18 protein-coding genes are annotated in these 17,977 nt (G+C 69.0%); 7 read left to right on the top strand and 11 right to left on the bottom strand.

Annotation, left to right across the window (positions count from 1 at the left end):
- The first annotated feature begins 16 nt into the window (after nucleotides 1-16).
- Both EP28_RS12420 and EP28_RS12415 read left to right on the top strand, forming a co-directional pair.
- Nucleotides 17-532, top strand: coding sequence for a DUF1850 domain-containing protein (locus tag EP28_RS12420; RefSeq protein ID WP_394297606.1), 516 nt, complete (start codon nucleotides 17-19; stop codon nucleotides 530-532).
- Nucleotides 529-3,234, top strand: a complete 2,706-nt coding sequence (locus EP28_RS12415) for a TRAP transporter permease (RefSeq protein WP_049984320.1) — start codon at nucleotides 529-531, stop codon at nucleotides 3,232-3,234. The genes EP28_RS12420 and EP28_RS12415 overlap by 4 nt, the downstream gene beginning before the upstream one ends.
- A gap of 32 nt (nucleotides 3,235-3,266) precedes the next feature.
- On the opposite strand, the gene EP28_RS12410 is transcribed toward EP28_RS12415, so the two are convergent.
- Entirely contained in the window at nucleotides 3,267-3,785 is a 519-nt protein-coding gene (locus EP28_RS12410; protein WP_049984319.1) for a metallophosphoesterase, read from the bottom strand.
- A 112-nt stretch (nucleotides 3,786-3,897) separates the two neighbouring features.
- On the opposite strand from EP28_RS12410, the gene EP28_RS12405 reads away from it, so the two are divergent.
- Nucleotides 3,898-4,566 (top strand): L-threonylcarbamoyladenylate synthase, encoded by a 669-nt coding sequence (locus EP28_RS12405; RefSeq protein ID WP_080506150.1) that lies wholly within the window; start codon nucleotides 3,898-3,900, stop codon nucleotides 4,564-4,566.
- Between the two features lie 14 nt (nucleotides 4,567-4,580).
- Here the strand turns inward: EP28_RS12405 and EP28_RS12400 are convergent, their stop codons facing one another.
- The 3 genes from EP28_RS12400 to EP28_RS12390 form a co-directional block, all read right to left on the bottom strand.
- Nucleotides 4,581-4,847 carry an HAH_0734 family protein gene (locus tag EP28_RS12400; RefSeq protein WP_049984318.1) on the bottom strand — a complete coding sequence of 89 codons (267 nt, stop codon included), beginning with the start codon at nucleotides 4,845-4,847 and terminating at the stop codon, nucleotides 4,581-4,583.
- Between the two features lie 106 nt (nucleotides 4,848-4,953).
- Nucleotides 4,954-6,774, bottom strand: coding sequence for a ribosome biogenesis/translation initiation ATPase RLI (locus tag EP28_RS12395; protein WP_049984317.1), 1,821 nt, complete (start codon nucleotides 6,772-6,774; stop codon nucleotides 4,954-4,956).
- 1 nt (nucleotide 6,775) lies between these two features.
- The gene (locus tag EP28_RS12390) at nucleotides 6,776-7,084 is read right to left on the bottom strand and encodes an EMC6-like membrane protein (RefSeq protein WP_049984316.1); all 309 of its coding nucleotides are present in this window, start codon (nucleotides 7,082-7,084) and stop codon (nucleotides 6,776-6,778) included.
- A 270-nt stretch (nucleotides 7,085-7,354) separates the two neighbouring features.
- Between EP28_RS12390 and EP28_RS12385 the strand changes: the two genes are divergently transcribed.
- Nucleotides 7,355-7,636, top strand: coding sequence for a MarR family transcriptional regulator (locus EP28_RS12385; protein ID WP_049984315.1), 282 nt, complete (start codon nucleotides 7,355-7,357; stop codon nucleotides 7,634-7,636).
- Between the two features lie 18 nt (nucleotides 7,637-7,654).
- Here the strand turns inward: EP28_RS12385 and EP28_RS12380 are convergent, their stop codons facing one another.
- The gene (locus tag EP28_RS12380; protein WP_049984530.1) at nucleotides 7,655-7,924 is read right to left on the bottom strand and encodes a DUF7536 family protein; all 270 of its coding nucleotides are present in this window, start codon (nucleotides 7,922-7,924) and stop codon (nucleotides 7,655-7,657) included.
- A 182-nt stretch (nucleotides 7,925-8,106) separates the two neighbouring features.
- Between EP28_RS12380 and EP28_RS12375 the strand changes: the two genes are divergently transcribed.
- Complete coding sequence (locus EP28_RS12375) at nucleotides 8,107-9,081, top strand: C-terminal binding protein (protein WP_049984314.1); 975 nt, start codon at nucleotides 8,107-8,109, stop codon at nucleotides 9,079-9,081.
- Nucleotides 9,082-9,159: 78 nt separating this feature from the next.
- Here EP28_RS12375 and EP28_RS12370 read toward each other — a convergent pair whose 3' ends face one another.
- Nucleotides 9,160-9,957 (bottom strand): DUF6663 family protein, encoded by a 798-nt coding sequence (locus EP28_RS12370; RefSeq protein ID WP_049984313.1) that lies wholly within the window; start codon nucleotides 9,955-9,957, stop codon nucleotides 9,160-9,162.
- A gap of 178 nt (nucleotides 9,958-10,135) precedes the next feature.
- Between EP28_RS12370 and EP28_RS12365 the strand changes: the two genes are divergently transcribed.
- Nucleotides 10,136-10,759: a methyltransferase domain-containing protein gene (locus tag EP28_RS12365; RefSeq protein ID WP_049984312.1), complete on the top strand. Its 624-nt coding sequence runs from the start codon at nucleotides 10,136-10,138 to the stop codon at nucleotides 10,757-10,759.
- A 37-nt stretch (nucleotides 10,760-10,796) separates the two neighbouring features.
- Here EP28_RS12365 and EP28_RS12360 read toward each other — a convergent pair whose 3' ends face one another.
- The 5 genes from EP28_RS12360 to EP28_RS12340 form a co-directional block, all read right to left on the bottom strand.
- A complete protein-coding gene (locus tag EP28_RS12360; RefSeq protein ID WP_321163597.1) occupies nucleotides 10,797-11,354 on the bottom strand; it encodes a type IV pilin domain-containing protein in 558 nt (185 codons plus the stop codon).
- Nucleotides 11,355-11,422: 68 nt separating this feature from the next.
- A complete protein-coding gene (locus EP28_RS12355) occupies nucleotides 11,423-11,965 on the bottom strand; it encodes an Hsp20/alpha crystallin family protein (RefSeq protein ID WP_049984311.1) in 543 nt (180 codons plus the stop codon).
- A 49-nt stretch (nucleotides 11,966-12,014) separates the two neighbouring features.
- Nucleotides 12,015-13,523 (bottom strand): stage II sporulation protein M, encoded by a 1,509-nt coding sequence (locus EP28_RS12350; protein ID WP_049984310.1) that lies wholly within the window; start codon nucleotides 13,521-13,523, stop codon nucleotides 12,015-12,017.
- A gap of 53 nt (nucleotides 13,524-13,576) precedes the next feature.
- Nucleotides 13,577-15,133 (bottom strand): MATE family efflux transporter, encoded by a 1,557-nt coding sequence (locus EP28_RS12345; protein WP_080506149.1) that lies wholly within the window; start codon nucleotides 15,131-15,133, stop codon nucleotides 13,577-13,579.
- A gap of 29 nt (nucleotides 15,134-15,162) precedes the next feature.
- Nucleotides 15,163-16,233 (bottom strand): ATP-binding protein, encoded by a 1,071-nt coding sequence (locus EP28_RS12340; protein ID WP_049984309.1) that lies wholly within the window; start codon nucleotides 16,231-16,233, stop codon nucleotides 15,163-15,165.
- A 338-nt stretch (nucleotides 16,234-16,571) separates the two neighbouring features.
- On the opposite strand from EP28_RS12340, the gene ilvA reads away from it, so the two are divergent.
- A complete protein-coding gene (gene ilvA / locus EP28_RS12335) occupies nucleotides 16,572-17,783 on the top strand; it encodes a threonine ammonia-lyase (protein ID WP_049984308.1) in 1,212 nt (403 codons plus the stop codon).
- Nucleotides 17,784-17,977 lie beyond the last annotated feature (194 nt).

Raw genomic sequence — 17,977 nt, 5'->3', positions numbered from 1 at the left:
AGACACATAGACACCCGTGCTGACACGAGACACACTCTCACGAGGCCGCCTCGCCGCCGCCCTGGCAGTGATAGCGCTCGCGCTGTGTCTGGCGCTCGCGGGCGTCGCCATCGCGGGATCGACCGGACAGCTGCTCGTCGTCGAGGATATCGAGACGGGCGACCGCTACATCACACATCCCGTCGACGACGGCAGCACTGTCGCACTGGCGTACACGCACAGCGTGGAGAAAACCCCCGTGTACGACGAGTACCGGGTCGAGGACGAGACCCTCGTGAACACGCGCATGGAGTTCGAATCGTACGGCTGGGGGCTCCCGTCGCGGGTGAACGTGACGAACGTCAACGGCACCTTCGTGTACGATCCCCCGGAGCCGATCACGACCTTGGAGGAACTTTCGGTCTCGCCGGGGCGGATCGCAAGCCACACCCTGATCGTCGAGGACCAACAGTATGACTTGGTTGCGGAGACGAACGCCACCGACGTTCGCATTCACGTCGAGCATCGGACCCTGACGGACGCACTCACATGAGCACAAACGACACTCACTCCGGCGGAAGCGAGGAGATTTCGAGAGAGGAGGCCGAAGAACTCATCGACGAGATCGAGCGCCGGCGGTCGCTACAGGGGCTCGCCGCGCTCGTCGTCGCCGTGATCGGCATCTCCTTTTCGCTCTTCCAACTGGCGCTCGCCGCCCGGAGTTTCACGTTCTCGATCTCGGTCCCTCTCGTCGGGGCCGTGAACGTCTCTCTCCAACTGCTCCAAGCGAACGCGATCCACGTCGCCTTCGCGCTGGTGCTCACGTTCCTGATGTTCCCGGCCACGATGGGTGAGGGCGCGTTCTCGCGCCGCCTCGGCCGCGCCGCAGACGCCGTCACGGACCGGCTCGGACGATCGAACCCGCTCTCACGGGGCGTTGAGGGCGCTCGCGGCGCGGTCCGCTGGGCGTTCGTCGATCCGAACCGCAGCCGGGTCACGCCCTTCGACGTGGCCTGTATGGCCGTCGCGGCCCTCTCAGCGTTCTACTTCCTGACGGAGTTCTCCGAGATCCAGAACATGCGCGTGTTCGGGATCGATTCGGGGCGACCGCTCACAGCCGTCTACCCCTTCCTGGAACCGATCCTCGGCGGAGTGCCGTTCGTCAGCGAGTACTCGTACGCGATGCTCCTCGGCGTCCTCGGCGTTCTCCTCGTGTTAGAGGCCACCCGCCGGACGCTCGGGCTCCCCCTCATGATCATCGTCGGCTCGTTCATCGTCTACGCCCGGTGGGGGTACCTGATCAGCACCGGGACGCCGTTCCTCGGCCTGCTCGCCATCCCGGAGCTGACGTGGCCCGACATCGTCCAGAACCTCTGGTATAACACGGAAAACGGGGTGTTCGGCATCCCGGTCACCGTCTCAGTCAGCTTCATTTACATCTTCATCCTGTTCGGTTCGTTCCTGGAGATGAGCGGGGCGGGCCAGTGGTTCATCGACTTGGCGTACGCCGCCACCGGCAAGCGAAAGGGCGGTCCCGCGAAGGCGAGCATCCTCGCGAGCGGCTTCATGGGGACGATATCCGGCTCGTCTATCGCGAACACGGTCACCACGGGCGCGTTCACGATCCCGCTTATGAAGCGGTCGGGCTACTCGCCGGAGTTCTCCGGCGCGGTCGAGTCGTCGGCCTCTTCGGGCGGCCAGATCCTTCCGCCGGTGATGGGGGCCGCGGCCTTTCTGATGGTCCAGTACACGGCAACGCCGTTCCGCGAGATCATCATCTTGGCGACGATCCCGGCGATCGTCTTCTTTTTCGGCGTCTGGGTGATGGTTCACCTCAAGGCCGTACAGGAGGGGATCGGCGGGATAGAGGACCCGGACGCCGCGACGCTCGGCGAACACCTCACACGCGGGTGGTTCTACCTCGTTCCGATCGTCCTGCTGCTCTACTACCTCATCGGCGCGCGGCTCTCGGTCTCGCGGTCCGCGTGGTTCACGCTCGTCGCCCTGGTTGCGCTCATCTCCTTCATCGCGGCGTACAGCGACGAGACACGCGCGTTCCTCTTCGGTGCGACCGCAGTCGTCTTCGGAGCCGAGGTGGTGAGCTACGTCGTGGCCGGCGTTCCGATCACCGGGCTCGTCGGAGGTACCGCGGGCACCGGCGTCGGCGTCGCAGAAGCGGTCTCGATCGTCGGTCCCCGGATCGGCTGGTACGCCATGCTCGCCAGCGTCGTGACGATGCTCGTGTACGCGGACGTGCAGTCTGCGATCCTCGATCTCAATCCCACGGTGCAGGACGCGGCCGAGTCGGCCGGCTCGACCGCCGGCCGCGACCTCGGCGACAACCAGCTGTTCCGGGTCGGGACGTTCGTGGTAAAATCGATGGAGGAGGGCGCGCGCACGGCGGTCCCCGTCGTCATCGCCGTCGCCGCCGCCGGGATCATCCCCGGCGTCATCAGCGTCTCCGGGCTCGGGCCGAACCTCACCTCCCTGCTCCTCGCCCTCTCGGGCGGTTCGATCGTCGTCATGCTGCTCGTGACGGCCGTCGCGAGCATCATTCTCGGCATGGGGATGCCGACGACGGTGACGTACATCATCCTGATATCGATGCTCGCGACGCCGCTCGTTGAGTTCGGAATCCCGCTTCTGGCGGCGCACCTGTTCATCCTCTATTTCGGCGTCATCGCCGACATCACGCCCCCGGTCGCCGTCGCCGCCTACGCCGCGAGCGGCGTCGCGAAGTCCGACCCGTTCGAGACGGGCGTGAAGGCGTTCTCGCTCTCTCTCAACAAGGCGATCGTCCCCTTCGCGTTCGTGCTCGCGCCGGGTATCGTGCTGCTGCGCCGGAAGGAGAACGCCGCCGAACTCGGCATCCGCGAGCAGTACCGCGTGGTCAACGTCGCCGACCTCGCCGAACTGTCCTACTCCGTCCCGGAGATCCTGATCCCGGTCGCCGGCGTCTTCCTCGGCGTCATCGCGCTCGGCGCGACCGTCATCGGGACGCTGTACACCGACGTCAACCGCGTCGAGCGCATCGCCTTCGCGCTCAGTTCGCTGCTGCTCATGGCCCCGGGACTCCTCTCGGAGTCCGCCTTCGACGTGCTCGGGCTGGCCGGTGTGACGGTCTCCGTGAACGCGCTCCTGCTCGACCTGACGCTGCGCGGCGTCGGGCTCGTCCTGTTCGCCGCGTTCGCCCTGAAGAACCGCCGGGAGAGCGGCCCACGACCGGAGCAGTCGCCGACCGAGACGGCGGCCTGACCGCTCGCCGACTGGTTTCCGGCGTACACCGCTCAGAGCGTGAACCGCTCGAACACCTCGCCGTCGGGCGTGACAAGTCGTCCGGCGAGGCGCGCGTCTCCGTCCGTGTCGTCGAGCGATTCAAGCTCCGCGTGCGCCGGTCGGTTCCCCCGCGGCTGCGCGTGGCTCCCCGGATTCAGAATTGGCAGGTCGCCCGAGTCGTCGAACCGCGGACGATGGCTGTGGCCGCAGATCACGGCGTCGGCGTCGCGGCCCCGACCGAGCATGACGAGCCCCGTGTCGCCGCTGCGGTGACGGTGAGTGACCGCGAATCGGACGCCGGCGTATTCGACTGTCCGGACTTCGGGGAGCCGGTCGCGGATTCCCGCGTCGTCGTTGTTGCCGTACACGCCGCGAAGCGTCCGCGCGGCCGACTCGAACGCGTCGAGGACGGGTTCGCGACAGAAGTCGCCGACGTGGACGACCACCTCGGCCTCCCGAACCGCATCAAGCGTCCGGTCGCGAAGCTTCGACTCCTCGCGTGCGTGCGTGTCGGAGACGACGACGAGCATATCCGTCGTCGGCGCGCGCCGAACATAAACGCGTCCCCCGACGCGCGGCTCGCAGGTGCACGCGTCACACGCACGCGTCACGCTTTTTCAGGTCGGCCGCCTACCCGTTCCCGTGACAGACGACAGCGACGACAGCGACGCCCCCGACGCTCGCGACGACCCCGTTACGCGCGGCGGTGGCCGCCTCGACGCCGACGTTCGACGCGCGGCCGCGGCGGCGGCCGACGGCGACCTCGTCGTCTACCCGACGGAAACCGTGTACGGACTCGGCGGCGACGCGCTCGACCCCGACGCGGTCGAGCGGGTGTTCGAACTCAAGGGCCGCGACAGGAAGGACCCCCTCTCGCTCGGCGTCGCGAGCGTCGACGCCGCGCTACGATACACTCGGCCGACGGAGTTCGCCGTCGCCTTCGCCCGCGCGTTCCTCCCGGGGCCGGTGACGGTCGTCGTCGAGCGCGGCGACGCGGTCCCGGACGCGCTCACCGCCGGCCGCGACCGCGTCGGGATCAGGGTGCCGGACCACCCGGTCGCACGCGCCCTCCTCGATTCCGCCGGCCCGCTCACCGCCACGAGCGCGAACGTCTCCGGCACCGGCAGCGTCACCCACCCCGCCGACCTCGACGATCGAATTCGCGAGGGCGTCGCCGCGGTCGTCGACGACGGCGAGACGCCCGGCACGGAGAGCACCGTGGTCGACCCGGACGCGGGGACGGTCCACCGCCGCGGCGCGATGGCCGGCGCTATCGAGGCGTGGCTCGACGACCCGCCGGTAGAAGAGTAGTCTGTCTCCGCGGCTTAGACCGCGAGTTCGCCCTTTTCACTCAGGACGTCGACGTCGGCCGCGTCGACGGAATCGACGTCGAGCCAGTGGGGGACGTACTCGCGTTTGTCGTAGGCCTCGCGCTCGTCTTCGGTGCCGACGGTGCACCAGAGCTGCGGCTCGTCGGGACCGTGCCAGCCGCCCTGCACGTTGATACCGAAACAGACCAGCTCCTCGCCCTCGTACTCGATCACCGCATCCCGCCGGATCCCGGGGTCGCCGCGAATGATGAGGTGTTGCATACCCCGACGTTCGAATCTTCCGGGCTTAATCGCTTCGATACGGCGGATCGGTGGGCCGGGTCGCGATCGTCGCCCCCCGAGTCGACTCGCCCCGAGCGGTCCCGGCTCACCCGGAGTAGTAGTACTCGCCGTCGCGCTTCTGCTTGCTGTCGAGTTGCGATCCCGGCTTGTTGATCCGGGGACGGCCAGTCCGCTCGTCGCGGCGGAACGTGATGTCCAGATCTGCGAGGAACTCGTTCATGCCGTCGCGCATCTCTTGGGGCGGCGACGCCCGACCGCGTTCGGCCGGCTCGCCGTCGAACACCATCAGCCGGTCGGCCAGCAGATCGATCATGTAGATGTCGTGGTCGATCACCATCACCGTCGCGTCGTGGTTCTCGGCGTACCGGCGGATCGCGGTCGTCGCCCGCACGCGCTGTTCGACGTCGAGGTGCGCGGAGGGCTCGTCGAGCAGGTAGAGGTCGGCGTCGTCGGAGAGACACGCCGCGATCGCGACGCGCTGACGCTCGCCGCCAGACAGGTCCGCGAGGTTCTGCTCCATTACGCGGTCGAGCTGGAGCGGCTGGGCGATCTCCGTGTTCCAGTACGACGAGCCGAACTGGTCGGTGATCGAGGAGAGGAACGCGTCGACGCGCATCGGCTGGTCGATGTCGATGTACTGCGGCTTGTACGAGATGTCGAGTGCGAAATCGAGCGTGCCCGAGTCGGGTTCCAGATCGCCCGTGAACAGCTTCGCGAGCGTCGACTTTCCGATCCCGTTCGGTCCGACGACGCCGAGCACTTCCGACCGGTTGATCTCGCCGCCCTCGACGTGGAGTTCGAACTCTCCGTCGCCGTAGGACTTCGACAGGTCCGGGTACTCCACCAGCGTCTGGCTGCGCGAGGCGACACGCGGCGCGTGCTCCTCGAAGGTGATTGCAGAGGGGCGGATCCGCATGTTCTCGTTGTCGAGATACCCTTTCAGATACTCGTTTATCCCGTTTCGGACCGACTTGGGGTCGGTGACGACGCCGTACGCGCCGGGCTCACCGTACGCGACGTGGAGGGTGTCGGCGAGCAGATCCAGGATGGCCAGATCGTGTTCGACCACGAGCATCGAGCGCTCGGCCGCGTCGTCGTCCGCGAGTTCGCGGATGAGCCGGGCGACGATCATCCGCTGACCGATGTCTAAGTAGGGCGTGATCTCGTCGAGGAAGTAGAAGTCGGCGTCACGCGCGAGACACGCCGCGATCGCGACGCGCTGTAGCTCGCCGCCGGAGATCGAGTCGATGTCTTGGTCCATCACCGGCCGGATGTTCAGCCGGTCGACGAGGTCGTCGAGCGCGCCGCGCTCGTCGGTGCGCTCCAACAGCTCGCGGGTGTTCCCGTCGAACTGATTTGGTATCTGGTCGACGTACTGCGGTTTGCGGGCGACCGTGACATCGCCTGTCTTCACCGATTCTAGGTAGTTCTGGAGGCCCGTGCCGCGGAACCGATCGAGCACGCGGTCCCACTCGCCGTCTCGCTCGTGATCCCCGAGATTCGGAACCGTCTCGCCGGCGAGCGCGTGGACTGCGGTCGATTTCCCGATCCCGTTCGGCCCCAAAATTCCGGTGACGGTGCCGGGCTCTGGCGTCGGCAGTCCGTACAGCGAGAAGGCGTTGTCGCCGTAGCGATGAACCGGATCCTCATCAAGCTCCGAGGGTAGGTTGATGATCTCGATCGCGTCGAACGGGCACTTCTCGACGCAGATCCCACAGGTCTCACCGAGGCAGATCTCCTCGGAGATGTGAATCTGGTCCGGGTCGCCCTCGACCGCGTCCTCGCCGCGCTCGGTGATGCACTCTTTGCCCGTGCGATTCGGGGGACAGTAGTTCGCACACTCGTAGTTACACCGATCGGGCTGGCACCGATCGAGGTCGACGACGGCGATGCTGTCGTCGGCCATCTCAGGCCACCAGCTCGACGCCGGAAACGGCGAGGACCGAGTAGCTGATGAACCACAACGCGAACGTCAGAAACGCCACGTAGAGGCTGTCCTTCGCGCCGAAGTCGCTCACGCCGATGGCCTTGTACACCGGGTACTGGGCGAGCACGAACGCGGCGAGCACCACTACCATCGTGGTGTTTCCGGCATCGACCGGATCCGTCCCGACGTAGGCCGCCGAGACGACGCCGGCGGCGATCCCCGCGAGCGCGCAGATCGTCGTGACAACCACGCCCCGGGCGTGGCCCGTTATTTCCGAGTCGTCGCTCATACCATCGGATCCGCGAGCACCCCTGAAAAGCCGTTCGTTCCGCCCGGCAGCCGTGCCATCCGGTCAAGTACGTACGCGCGTCAGCGACGCGAGTCGGCGCGCGCGTTCGAAGGCTGCAGTACGCAGTCAGTACCGCTCGGATGTACCGGCAAGTGTGGTTGGTACTTGCCGGTGTCGGCGGACCGCACGAGAGTGAATCGGCACGGTGACCGTCGGGCTTCTGGCTGTGCCATCAACATTTATCACGATGTGCGGTGTCCATCCGTCACGATGGAAGGAACCCAGACGGAGGGGCTCGACGACCTCCCGCCGAGCGCCAAACTCGTCTTCAAGGTGCTCGAATACAACGGCCCGCTGACGCAGAAGGGGATCGTTCAGGAGTCGATGCTCTCCGCGCGAACGGTCCGGTACGCCCTCGAACGGTTGGAAGGAATCGGGGTCGTCGACGAAGACGTCTACTTCGCCGACGCGAGACAGAACCTCTACAAGCTCACGGAGCCCGCCGAGGAGTTCACGGGCGACGAGTGCGACGCGTCCTGTACCGCCGACTAGCGGGTCCGACAGCGGTCCTCACTCTCTCGACACCGCGCGTGCACCCCGCGCCGCCTCGACTATCGTGAGCGCGATGGCGACGAGAAGCGCGAACGTCGCGGCGAGCACGAACGCCAGCAGGGCGTACCAGACCTCGGGGCCGAACAGCGGATACTCGCGGGTGTCGATGACCGGTCCCAAGAGTTCGAGCGCCCGCACGAGATACAGCGTCACCGCGAGCCCCGCCCCCGCGACGAGGCCCACGCGGACGTTCCGATAGAACGCCAGCGACTCGAGGAGAACGAGCATCGGCGGCTTGGATGTATCGTCGTCGCTCACGATTCCCACTATCGACCGAGCCCGCATAGACGCATCGAAAGCCGTGACGAACGGCCGGCGTGGTCGGTGAACATCACGATCGAAAATAGACGTTTGAGGCGCTGAATCGCCGAGTGACAGCCGTAAAGTGGGTGGGGACAGAAACAACGCACATGTTTCGCGTCGTGCTGTCGGCGTTCCCGATGATCGATCCGGAGACGTACCGAGCGACGTTCGCCGAGCGCGTCGACGAACCGGTCACCGTCGAGGTTGCCGAGCTGGGTTCGACGGAGCGGCTGATCGAGGCCGCGAGCGACGCCGACGCTGTCGTGACAGACATCGACACACCGGTCACAGCCGAGGCGCTCTCCCGGCTCGACCTCTCCGTCGTCGCGCGGGCCGCAGTGGGCGTCGACAACGTCGACGTCGCGGCCGCGGCCGAGCGCGGTGTCACGGTCACCCGCGTTCCCGACTACTGCACCGACGAGGTGGCGACCCACTCGGTGTCGCTGTTTCTGGCCTGCCTCCGGTCGCTGAAGCGGTATGACGACGACGTCGCCGACGGCGGATGGAGCTGGGAGGCCGGTCGTCCGGTCAACCGCGTGAGCGCCTCGACTATCGGACTGCTCTCTTTCGGCCCCATCGCCCGCCGAGCGGCCGAGCGGTTCGCGAGCTTCGACGCCGATCTCGTCGCGCACGACCCCTTCGTCGAGGACGAGCGGATGACCGACCGCGGCGTCGAGCCGGTCGACTTCGACGCGCTGTTCGAGCGCGCGGACCACGTCGCCGTGTACGCGCCCCTAACGGAGGCCACCCGCGGGATCGTCGACGCCGACGCGCTCGCGAAGCTCGGCCCGCATTCGGTGCTCGTCAACGTGGGACGCGGGCCGGTCGTCGACGCCGACGCCCTGCTCGACGCCTTGGAGGCCGGCGCGATCACGGGGGCGGGCCTCGACGTGCTGGCCGAAGAGCCCCCGACTGCGGACCCGCTCGTCGGCCGAGACGACACGATCGTCACGCCGCACGCGGCGTGGTACAGCGAGGAGGCCCGCGACGATCTGAACCGGAGCGCGGCCGCCGATGTCGCGGCCGCGCTCACCGGCGAGACGCCGCCGGGACGGGTCGATCCGGACGCCGACTGGCTCTGATCGGCGGCCGGGAGGTGCCGGCGGGGTCGTCGCCTCGCTCGGCCGGAGTCACCCTCTGGAACGCGCCCGGCCGCTCGGCTACAATCGATCGAGCGCGTCGAAGTCGCCGTCCGCGCCCGCCGTGTCGTCCTCGCCCGCCTTCGCCGTGTCGGGGACGCCCGACTCGAGTCCCGCCGCCAGTCCCGAACCCAGTCCGTAGGTGTCACGGACCGTCCGTGCGAGCACGCTGTCCCGGTCGAAAACGACGTAGACCGCGACGAACGCGTGGTCGGCGGGAGCGAGCACGAACACCTCGCGGGGATCGTCGTCGCCGCGCGAGGCGTTCACCCGCGCGACGAGGGGTTCGACCGGGAGTCGCCCGGCCCGCAGGTCGTCGAAGGTGTCTGTTCCCGGGCCGTCGGCGAACAGGTAGAGCGCCCCGTTCGGGTCGCCGTCGTTCGACCGAGTGGTGACCGACCCGACGGCCTCGCCGTCCGCGCGGAGCGACCGCCACGCGTCGACGGCCGCCTCGAACATGCCGTCGACCGCGTCGGCGTAGCGGAATCGGGTCTCGCGGACGACCTCGACGTCCGCGAAGCGCGCGGACCCGTCCGTCCACGCCAGCGTCGCGTCGACGACGTAGCCGGGTTCAAGCGACGCCACGCGGTCCGCGAGGTCGCCGTCGTACCCCTCGGCGGTCGCGTACAGGGGGTCGAACCGGTCGGCAGCGCCCGGTTCGGTCGGATCGACGGGACCGTCCGCGTGTTCGACGAGGACGAACTCCTCGTCGTCGCTGTCCGTGTCGGACTCCTCACCGGCCTCGTCGTCGGCTCCCTCGATGTCCGGCCGCGGGCGGCGGTCGTGGACGCGGAACCGGCCGCTCGTCGTCGGATCCATGCCTCCGGATCTGTCGCCCGGGCGGATAAGCCGGTCGGAACGGCCGTCGTCGCCGCTTTGGGCGGCGCTCCCACCGTCGGATCGCGGCTCCGCGCCGCCCGGCCGCGGGTCGCGGTGGCGGACGCGGTTAGCGGCGGATCCGTGCCGTTATGGGGTGGGCGACCCAACGAATCGGTAAATGGGGATCCTCGAGGACAAGTCGAACGCCCGCCTGTTCTACAAGTACCTCTCGAAGGTGTACGACCAGGTCAATCGGTTCAACTGGACCGAGGAGATGCGGTCGGAGGCGCTCTCGTGGCTGGAGTTCGGCGACGACCCGAAAGTGCTCGACGTCGGCTGCGGCACCGGGTTCGGCACCGAGGGCCTGCTCGACCACGCCGACGACGTGCACGGGCTCGACCAGAGCGTCCACCAGATGGAGAAGGCCTTCGAGAAGTTCGGGAAACGCGACCGCGTGAACTTCTACCGCGGCGACGCCGAGCGGCTTCCCTTCCGCGATGACGCCTTCGATATCGTCTGGTCGTCCGGCTCGATCGAGTACTGGCCCAACCCCGTCGCAGGGCTTCGAGAGCTTCGCCGCGTCGCGAAGCCGGGCGGGCAAGTCCTCGTCGTCGGTCCCGACTACCCGCACAACCGCGTGCTCCAGCGGCTCGCCGACGCGATCATGCTGTTTTACGACGAGGCGGAAGCCGACCGGATGTTCGAGGCGGCGGGCTACGAGTCGTTCGAACACCACATCCAGCAGGCGACCCCGAGAAGTCCGCGCGCGATCACGACCGTCGCGCACGTCCCCGACGAGTAGCCGTCCGCCGAGGCGTCCCCTCGTTCGGCGACACGTCTCACCCCGGAGACGACACCGCCTCAAGCGACGCGACCGGCCGTCCGTCGACCGAGAGTTCGACCGCGACGGTCCGTCCCGCTTCGAGCGTCGGCCGGTTCGTCCCCGCCACGCGGAACGAGGCCGTATCGCCGGCCTGCAGGACGTTCTCTCCAGCGGTGTTGAACGCTCCGGACGGTCCCGGGCGGAATCCGGCCGCCGAGAAGAACGGGAGCGACGGCTGTCTGGCGAGCGGTTCGCCGTCGACGCGGACGCGAACCGTCAGCTCGGTCACGTCGAGCGGGTCGCCGCCGCGGTGGATGAACGTGACCGTATCGTCGGTCACCGAAAGCGACACCATCGCCGTCGGTGCGGGCTCCGGCGGCGCGTCCATCGCGGCCGCGACGACGCCGCCCGCGAGCACGACGGTGATCGCGAGCAGCAGGATGCCCGCGACCGGCGCGGTGCCGCGGTCCGAGCGCGGTCGCCGCGGCCGTCGTGGCCGTCGTGGCCATCGTCGACGGAGACGACGCTCACGGGTGTCTGTCCGCGTTGGGTCCGGCGGGCTGTTGGGTCGCACGGGATGACTGCCGCGGTATCGAATAAAAAGTGACCGCGAGAGGTGCGTCGGTTCGCTCGTCGCGTCGGTCAGTTCACGTCGATGCGGCGGCCGCCGGCGTCGGATGCCGACCGCTTCGGGAGGGTGACTGTGAGCACTCCGTCGTCATAAGCGGCCGTCGCCTCGGCGCGTTCGACCGGCTCGGGGAGGCGTATCGTTCGGGACACTGACCGGCCGCGACGCTCGCGCCGATGGTATCGGACGGTCGGATCGTCTCTTTCGGCCGCCGCGTCGTCGTCTGCGGCGCTCTCGTCTGCGGCGCTCTCATCTGCGGCGTCGATCGGTGTGGCGTCGCTCGCCGCCTCGCTCGTTTCTTCCCGCGTGGCCGCGACGGTGAGCGCGTCCTCCCGGAGTTCGACGTCGATATCGTCGTCGTCGAATCCGGGGAGATCAACGAGGACGGTGAGCGCGTCGTCGTCTTCGAGCACGTCCACGGGCGGATTCCGAGCGCCGAACAGGTCGGGGCCTCCCGTCGGACCGGGCGCTCCGAACGTCTCGCCGAGCTCCTCGAACTCGCGCCCCATTCGGTCGAGCAGGTCGTCGATCTCGTCGAAGGGATCGCGTCGTGTCATACGGGTCAGGATTCGAGACGGAGCGACTTGAACGTGCGGGCGGGGTCGTTCACAGGAACGGCCGCCAGTAGTACGGACTGATGAACCCCTCGATAAATCCGGCGACGCCGAGGAGGATCCCGAGCCCGACGAGGACCCAGAAGGCGTTTTCTAAGGCGTTCGCGAACGCCTCACGCGAGAGGCGACCGCGGAACGTGCGCCACGAGACGACACCGAGTCGGATCCCGAGCGCGCCGGAGACGACGAGCGCGGGGATCTCGAAGACGCCGTGCGGGAGGACGAACGCGGCGAGCGCGAGGAGGTTCGACTCCAGCGCCGCGGTGGCACCAAGCGCGACGCCGTTGAAGGCGATGGACGACAGCGCCGGAATCACGAGCGCGACGCCCGCGGTCGCCGTGGCGATCGCGACTCCCCAGTTGTTTCCGAAGAAGTTGACGGCGGCGGCCGGGGGGACGTGCCCGACGAGTCGCGACTCGATAGATGTCGTGACCGCACCGACCAGCGGATCCGCTGCGACCCAGCCGAGCGCGCCGAAGCCGATCCCGACGGCGACCGAGACGCCGTGCGCACCGGGCGACCGCCGGACGAACGCGAGGAGTTCGACCCACCCCCGGCGGACGCCCCCGCGGAACTGGTCTATCGGACCCGTTGCCGGCGGAGGAACGGGGACGACTGCGTCGCGATAGTCGCCGTACAACGCGGTCTTGAGGACGTCGAGTGCGGGGGCGACGACGACGGCGCTCAAAAGCGCCACGACCGCGCCGGCACCGAGGTACGCGAGCCCCGAGGCCGCGGAGCCGGTCCCGATGAGGACGCCGATCGCGATAACGAGGTACGCGGCGGCGTCCGCGGGGTTCGAACGGACGAACCCCACAGAGGCCGCGATCGCCTCGAACGCGGTCGCGTCGTCGACCACTATCGCCGCGGGCGCGAACGCGAAGACGATCCGGACCGCGAGCAGGCCCACGAACCCGACGAGGAGCACCCCGAGTGCGACGGCGGCACCGAGGAAGGGGTTGACGGCGAACCCGCCCGCGACCGCGGCGGCACCGAGGAGCGACGCGCCGGTCCACACCAGAAGCTCGGCGACGTAGATCCCGAGAAACGAGAGCCACCGGCCGCGAACACCGGCGATGCCCGCGGTGAGTCCCCGCTCGCCGCGGAGGCGGCCAGCGACCGCCGACAGCTGGCCGGCGGAGATCGCGGCGTACGCGAGGACGGCGATGAGCGCGGTCGCCAGCACGCCGGCGACGAGGAGGAGTATCGCGGTGGGGGACGCGAGCGGAGAGAGCGCGGGTTCGACGCTCTCGGCCCACGCTTGCATCGCCTCCGGGTTCTGCGGGTCCGGCGGGCTGAGGTCCGTGCCCGCGAGCGCCGCACGGGCGTCGGCGAGGCGGCCGGTCAGTTCGAAGTGGAAGTACATTCCGACGAGTGCGACGAACATCCCCACGCGGGCGATGACGGGGACCGCCGTCCCGAGGAAGTAAAACGGGAGCAGGTCGCCCGGACGCTGTCGGAGGGTCGCAGCCGTCGTCGTGACAGCGGAGGACAGGTCCATGCGGCAGTCATCGGCCGGACGATACTTAAATCGGTCCGCGGACGCGAGCGCGGTCAGGTCGCCCCTGGGCCATCGCTCTCCGCAGAATCGTCGGTTCTCTCGGAGCCGTCGCTCTCCGCAGAATCGTCGGTTCTCTCGGAGCCGTCGCTCTCCGCAGAATCGTCGGTTCTCTCGGAGCCGTCGCTCTCCGCAGAATCGTCTCCCGCCCCGGAATCGGTGCCCGCCGCGCCGCCGGCGGTCCCGCGCTCGGCCATCAGGTCGTCCGCGCGATCGGCCCAGCCCGTGTACCGGAAGCCGGCGGCGACGACGAGCGCCATCCACGCGTACGCGAGCAGGACGCCGGCGTAGGCCCCGGCCGGCCCGACCCCCGCGGTCCGTCCGAGCAGCCACGAGAGTCCGACGAAGAATCCGAGCATTCCCGAGAGCCGCGCGGCGAGCGGAATTCGCGTCTCGCTCGCGCCCTGAAGCGACCCGGAGAGCGCGGAGAAACAGACGAGGGCGACGCCGGCAACGCCGTACACGCGGGCGAAGTCGACCGCGTACGTGACGGTCTCCGGGTCGTCGGTGAACGCGGGGACGAGCCGAGGCGCGGCGGCGACGAGTCCGATCCCGATCGCGCCCACGGTGAGCACGCCGAGCCCGGCGACCGCCCAGCCGTTGAACCGCGCGGCCTCGGGGTCGCCCGCGCCGAGCGCCTGTCCGACCAGCACGGAGGCGGCGACGTTGTACCCGCGCGAGAGCGGACCGGTGACCTGCTGGTACACCCGCCTGCCGATCTGGAACCCGGCGTTGACCGGCTCGCCGAAGCCCAAGAGCAGGGCGTTGAACGGGAACTCGGCGAGCTCCGACCCGAACCCCTCGACGACCCGCGGCGCGCTCACGCGGAGGAGCTGACTCGCGACGGTCGGGTCGCGCGGCCGAGCGAAGCTCGCGTCCGTCCACGGACCCCAGATGGCGGCACAGAGCAGTCCCGCAGTCAGGACGTTGGCACCCGCGGTCGCGAGGCCGACGCCGACGACTTCCAGCCTCGGGAGGCCGAACAGGCCGAGACCGAGCAGGACCGAGCCGGCGATGTTGGCCGAGTTGCCCGCGACGTTCACGTACATCGGCGTGCGGGTGTCGCCGGTTCCCTGTAGCGCCCGGGCGGCGACCAGAGCGACGTGACGCGCCGGGGCGGTGGCGAAGACTATCGCGAGGTACGTCGATCCGAGCGCGACGACCTCGGGGGCGGTGCCCTCCCCCACGAGCCGCCCGAAGACGTCGATCGCCCGCTCGCCGAAGCGGAGGCCGAAGAGGACGAACGGGAGGCCGGCCAGCGCGCCGAGGAGGATCGCCTGCGTCACCGCCTCGTCGCGGGAATCGGTCACGCCCGCGCCCGTGTCTTGTGACGACAGCGCGATCGCACCCCCGCCGAGACCGAGCCCGATCCGGAGCGGGAACCGGGCGTACAGGTCGGCGAGTCCGATCGCGACCACGGCGGCGGGAGAGAACAGCGCGGTGATCAGAACGTCCGTCGTCCGCATCGCGGTGCGAAACGTCTGCTCGGCCATCACCGGCCACGCCAGTCCGAACACGCGGCTCCACGCGTCTCGAAGCCGCGAAACGTCCATGTGGCTGTGTCGTCGGGCGGACGCGGCTTTTACGTGTCGGCGTCGTCGGTCGTCGCCGCCGACCGCGCCGGGTCGAACCGGGGGAAGGTCACGACGAACCGCGCACCGCCGAGGTCCGACTCGCCGACCGTGACGTCGCCGCCGTACTCGGCCGCGAGCGTCGCGACCAGCCACAGGCCGCCGTTCCCGTCGTTATCCGCGGTCAGCGGACCGTGGCGCTCCGGCGGGAGGCCCGGGCCGTCGTCGTCGACGGTCAGGACGACCGCCTCGTCGCCCTCGCGGACGGTGACGCGAACGGTCGGCTCGGAGCCGCCGTGTTCGACCGCGTTCTCGATCAGGTTGTCGACGATCGATCGGACGCCCTCGGTGGCCGCTATCACCGCTTCGTCGGCGAGGTCGGTCTCGACGGTCACGCTGGGGCGATCAGCGACCCCGGCCGTCACGCGGCGGACCGCGTCCGTCAGGTCGATCCGGCGGAGGTCGGCGTCCCCGAGGAGGGCGTCCGCGACGCCGCTCGCCTCCTCGATCCGGTCGACGCCCTGCTCTGCGGCCCGTGCGATGACGTCGGCGGCGTCGGCTCTACCCCTCCCCTCGGCCGCGAGGTCGGCGTAGCCTCGGATGGTCGTGAGGTCGTTGCGGAGGTCGTGACGCAGGAGGTGATTCACGATCGAGACGGCGCGAACCGCGTTCCGCGCCCGGCGGGTCTCGGCCGCCTGTCGGGCCGCGTGGTAGCCGGCTATCGCGCCGCCGAGGCTGCCCGCTCCGGCGGCGACGAGGAGGGGGAACGCCGGCTCCGCGAGCGGGCGGCCCTCGAACCCGCGGACCGCGAGCGTCGCCCCGATAGCGGCGACCGCGAGGACGGTGCCGGCGAGCGTGAAGCGAGCGATCCGCCACTCCTCGGCGCGCGAGAATCCCGCGGCGGCGATCCGTCGCCCGGCGTAGACGACGGCGACGGCGATCCCGCCGTCGACGGCCAACGCGACGAGCGGGCCCGCCAGACTCGACGTCGACCCGAGCTCGGATCCGTGGTGGACCACGGACGCGAGGAACGCGGCGGCCCCGAGCGCGACGATCGCGTGGTGGCCGCGGGGGGTCCGCATGGCAGAACTAACGGCGGCGACGAGCAAAGCCGTTGTGGATCCCACGCCGCGTCCGAAGACACACCCCGGATGACACCGCGGCGAGTCGAACACATCTGGGTGTGTGTCTCACACCCGCAAACACCGTCTGACAGAGGGATGACGCCGCCGCAGTCTGTCGGTTATACTTTCACTTCGCTAGCCGCACCTTTTTATATATCGGCGCGCTTGTTTCACCTGCACGTCACACGCGTGCATTCCCCCTTTCACCGCCCCGGAGCCGCTGGCTCGTCGACACGAGTCGAGACGACGCCTCCCAGACCGGAACCGATTAGCGGCCGGCCGGGCGATACTGGGCTATGTTGACGCTCTCCGATGTCCGCGAGGCGCGCGAACGGGTCGACGGCGTGGCCCGGCACACGCCGCTGGAGCAGTCGCGGACCTTCTCCGAGATGAGCGGGGCGGACGTCCACCTCAAACTGGAGAACTTCCAGCGAACGGGTGCATTCAAGATCCGCGGCGCGATGAACCGGATCGCGACGCTCTCGTCCGAAGAACGCGACGCCGGCGTCGTCACCGCGAGCGCGGGCAACCACGCGCAGGGCGTCGCGCTGGCGGCCGAGCGCGCCGGCGTCGACGCCACCGTCGTGATGCCGAAGTTCGCGCCCGTCTCGAAGGTGAAAGCCACCCGCGGCTACGGCGCGAGCGTCCGGTTGGAGGGCGTCGACTACGACGAGGCGCAGGCGTACGCCCACCAGTTAGAGCGCGAGGAGGGGCGGACCTACGTCCACGCGTTCGACGACCCGGTGGTGATGGCCGGACAGGGGACGCTCGGGCTGGAGATCGTCGACGACTGCCCCGACCTCGACACCGTGGTCGTCCCCATCGGCGGCGGCGGGCTCATCTCGGGGGTCGCCGTCGCGATCAAAGAACAGCGGCCCGACGTTCGCGTCGTCGGCGTGCAAGCCGAGGGGGCCGCCTCGGCCGCGAAGTCGCTCGCCGCGGGCGAGGTCGTCGAGATCGACAGCGTCGACACGATTGCAGACGGGATCGCGACGCGAGCCGTCGGCGAACGGACCCTCGAAGTCATGGCGGAGTACGTCGACGAGGTCGTCACCGTCGACGACCGCGAGATCGCGTTGGCGCTTACGCTCCTTTTGGAACGATCGAAGACGCTCGTCGAAGGCGCGGGTGCGGTCGCGCTCGCGGCCATCCTCTCGGAGGCGGTCGAGTACGCGGACGACGAGACGATCGTCGCCGCGCTCTGTGGCGGCAACATCGACCTCAACCGGCTCGGCACCGTGATCCGGCGAGGGCTCGTCCAGATGGGACGGTACCTCAAGATCACTATCGACCTGAAAGACCGGCCGGGCGAGCTCGAACGCGTCTCCAGCATCGTCGCGCGCACCGGCGCGAACGTGTACGCGGTCCACCACGACCGCACCTCCCGCGACGTGGCCGTCAACGCCGCCGAGCTCGAACTCGAATTAGAGACCGACGACGCCGAACACGCCGCCGACATCGTGGACGCGCTCGAAGCCGACGGCTACGACGTCGAAATCCTCTCGTAACGCTCTATCGGGCGTCGCCATCTCACCGGTTCGTGTCCCTCCCTGCGTGATCTCTTCGCCCAGAACCGGCGGCGCAGAGATGTCCGCCGCTGACGGCGACGAGCGGGCGTCAGGTCGGTTCGTCTCCGTCCAGCCACGAGACCGCGACGGCTCGAACGGCTCGGAGTACTGCACGAGGTCGTCCCGAGAAAGGT

Source organism: Halorubrum sp. BV1 (genome assembly GCF_000746205.1).
Taxonomy (GTDB): Archaea; Halobacteriota; Halobacteria; order Halobacteriales; family Haloferacaceae; genus Halorubrum.
Note: the sequence above shows the minus strand (reverse complement) of the source record. Positions and strands in the feature narration are given on the sequence as shown.

Bases quoted from the DNA above. Each gene is read 5' to 3' on its own strand.
- EP28_RS12415 (WP_049984320.1), top strand. From the start codon at position 529: ATGAGCACAAACGACACTCACTCCGGCGGAAGCGAGGAGATTTCGAGA.
- EP28_RS12410 (WP_049984319.1), bottom strand. From the start codon at position 3,785: ATGCTCGTCGTCGTCTCCGACACGCACGCACGCGAGGAGTCGAAGCTT.
- EP28_RS12400 (WP_049984318.1), bottom strand. From the start codon at position 4,847: ATGCAACACCTCATCATTCGCGGCGACCCCGGGATCCGGCGGGATGCG.
- EP28_RS12395 (WP_049984317.1), bottom strand. From the start codon at position 6,774: ATGGCCGACGACAGCATCGCCGTCGTCGACCTCGATCGGTGCCAGCCC.
- EP28_RS12390 (WP_049984316.1), bottom strand. From the start codon at position 7,084: ATGAGCGACGACTCGGAAATAACGGGCCACGCCCGGGGCGTGGTTGTC.
- EP28_RS12385 (WP_049984315.1), top strand. From the start codon at position 7,355: ATGGAAGGAACCCAGACGGAGGGGCTCGACGACCTCCCGCCGAGCGCC.
- EP28_RS12380 (WP_049984530.1), bottom strand. From the start codon at position 7,924: ATGCTCGTTCTCCTCGAGTCGCTGGCGTTCTATCGGAACGTCCGCGTG.
- EP28_RS12375 (WP_049984314.1), top strand. From the start codon at position 8,107: ATGTTTCGCGTCGTGCTGTCGGCGTTCCCGATGATCGATCCGGAGACG.
- EP28_RS12370 (WP_049984313.1), bottom strand. From the start codon at position 9,957: ATGGATCCGACGACGAGCGGCCGGTTCCGCGTCCACGACCGCCGCCCG.
- EP28_RS12365 (WP_049984312.1), top strand. From the start codon at position 10,136: ATGGGGATCCTCGAGGACAAGTCGAACGCCCGCCTGTTCTACAAGTAC.
- EP28_RS12355 (WP_049984311.1), bottom strand. From the start codon at position 11,965: ATGACACGACGCGATCCCTTCGACGAGATCGACGACCTGCTCGACCGA.
- EP28_RS12350 (WP_049984310.1), bottom strand. From the start codon at position 13,523: ATGGACCTGTCCTCCGCTGTCACGACGACGGCTGCGACCCTCCGACAG.
- EP28_RS12345 (WP_080506149.1), bottom strand. From the start codon at position 15,133: ATGGACGTTTCGCGGCTTCGAGACGCGTGGAGCCGCGTGTTCGGACTG.
- EP28_RS12340 (WP_049984309.1), bottom strand. From the start codon at position 16,233: ATGCGGACCCCCCGCGGCCACCACGCGATCGTCGCGCTCGGGGCCGCC.
- ilvA (WP_049984308.1), top strand. From the start codon at position 16,572: ATGTTGACGCTCTCCGATGTCCGCGAGGCGCGCGAACGGGTCGACGGC.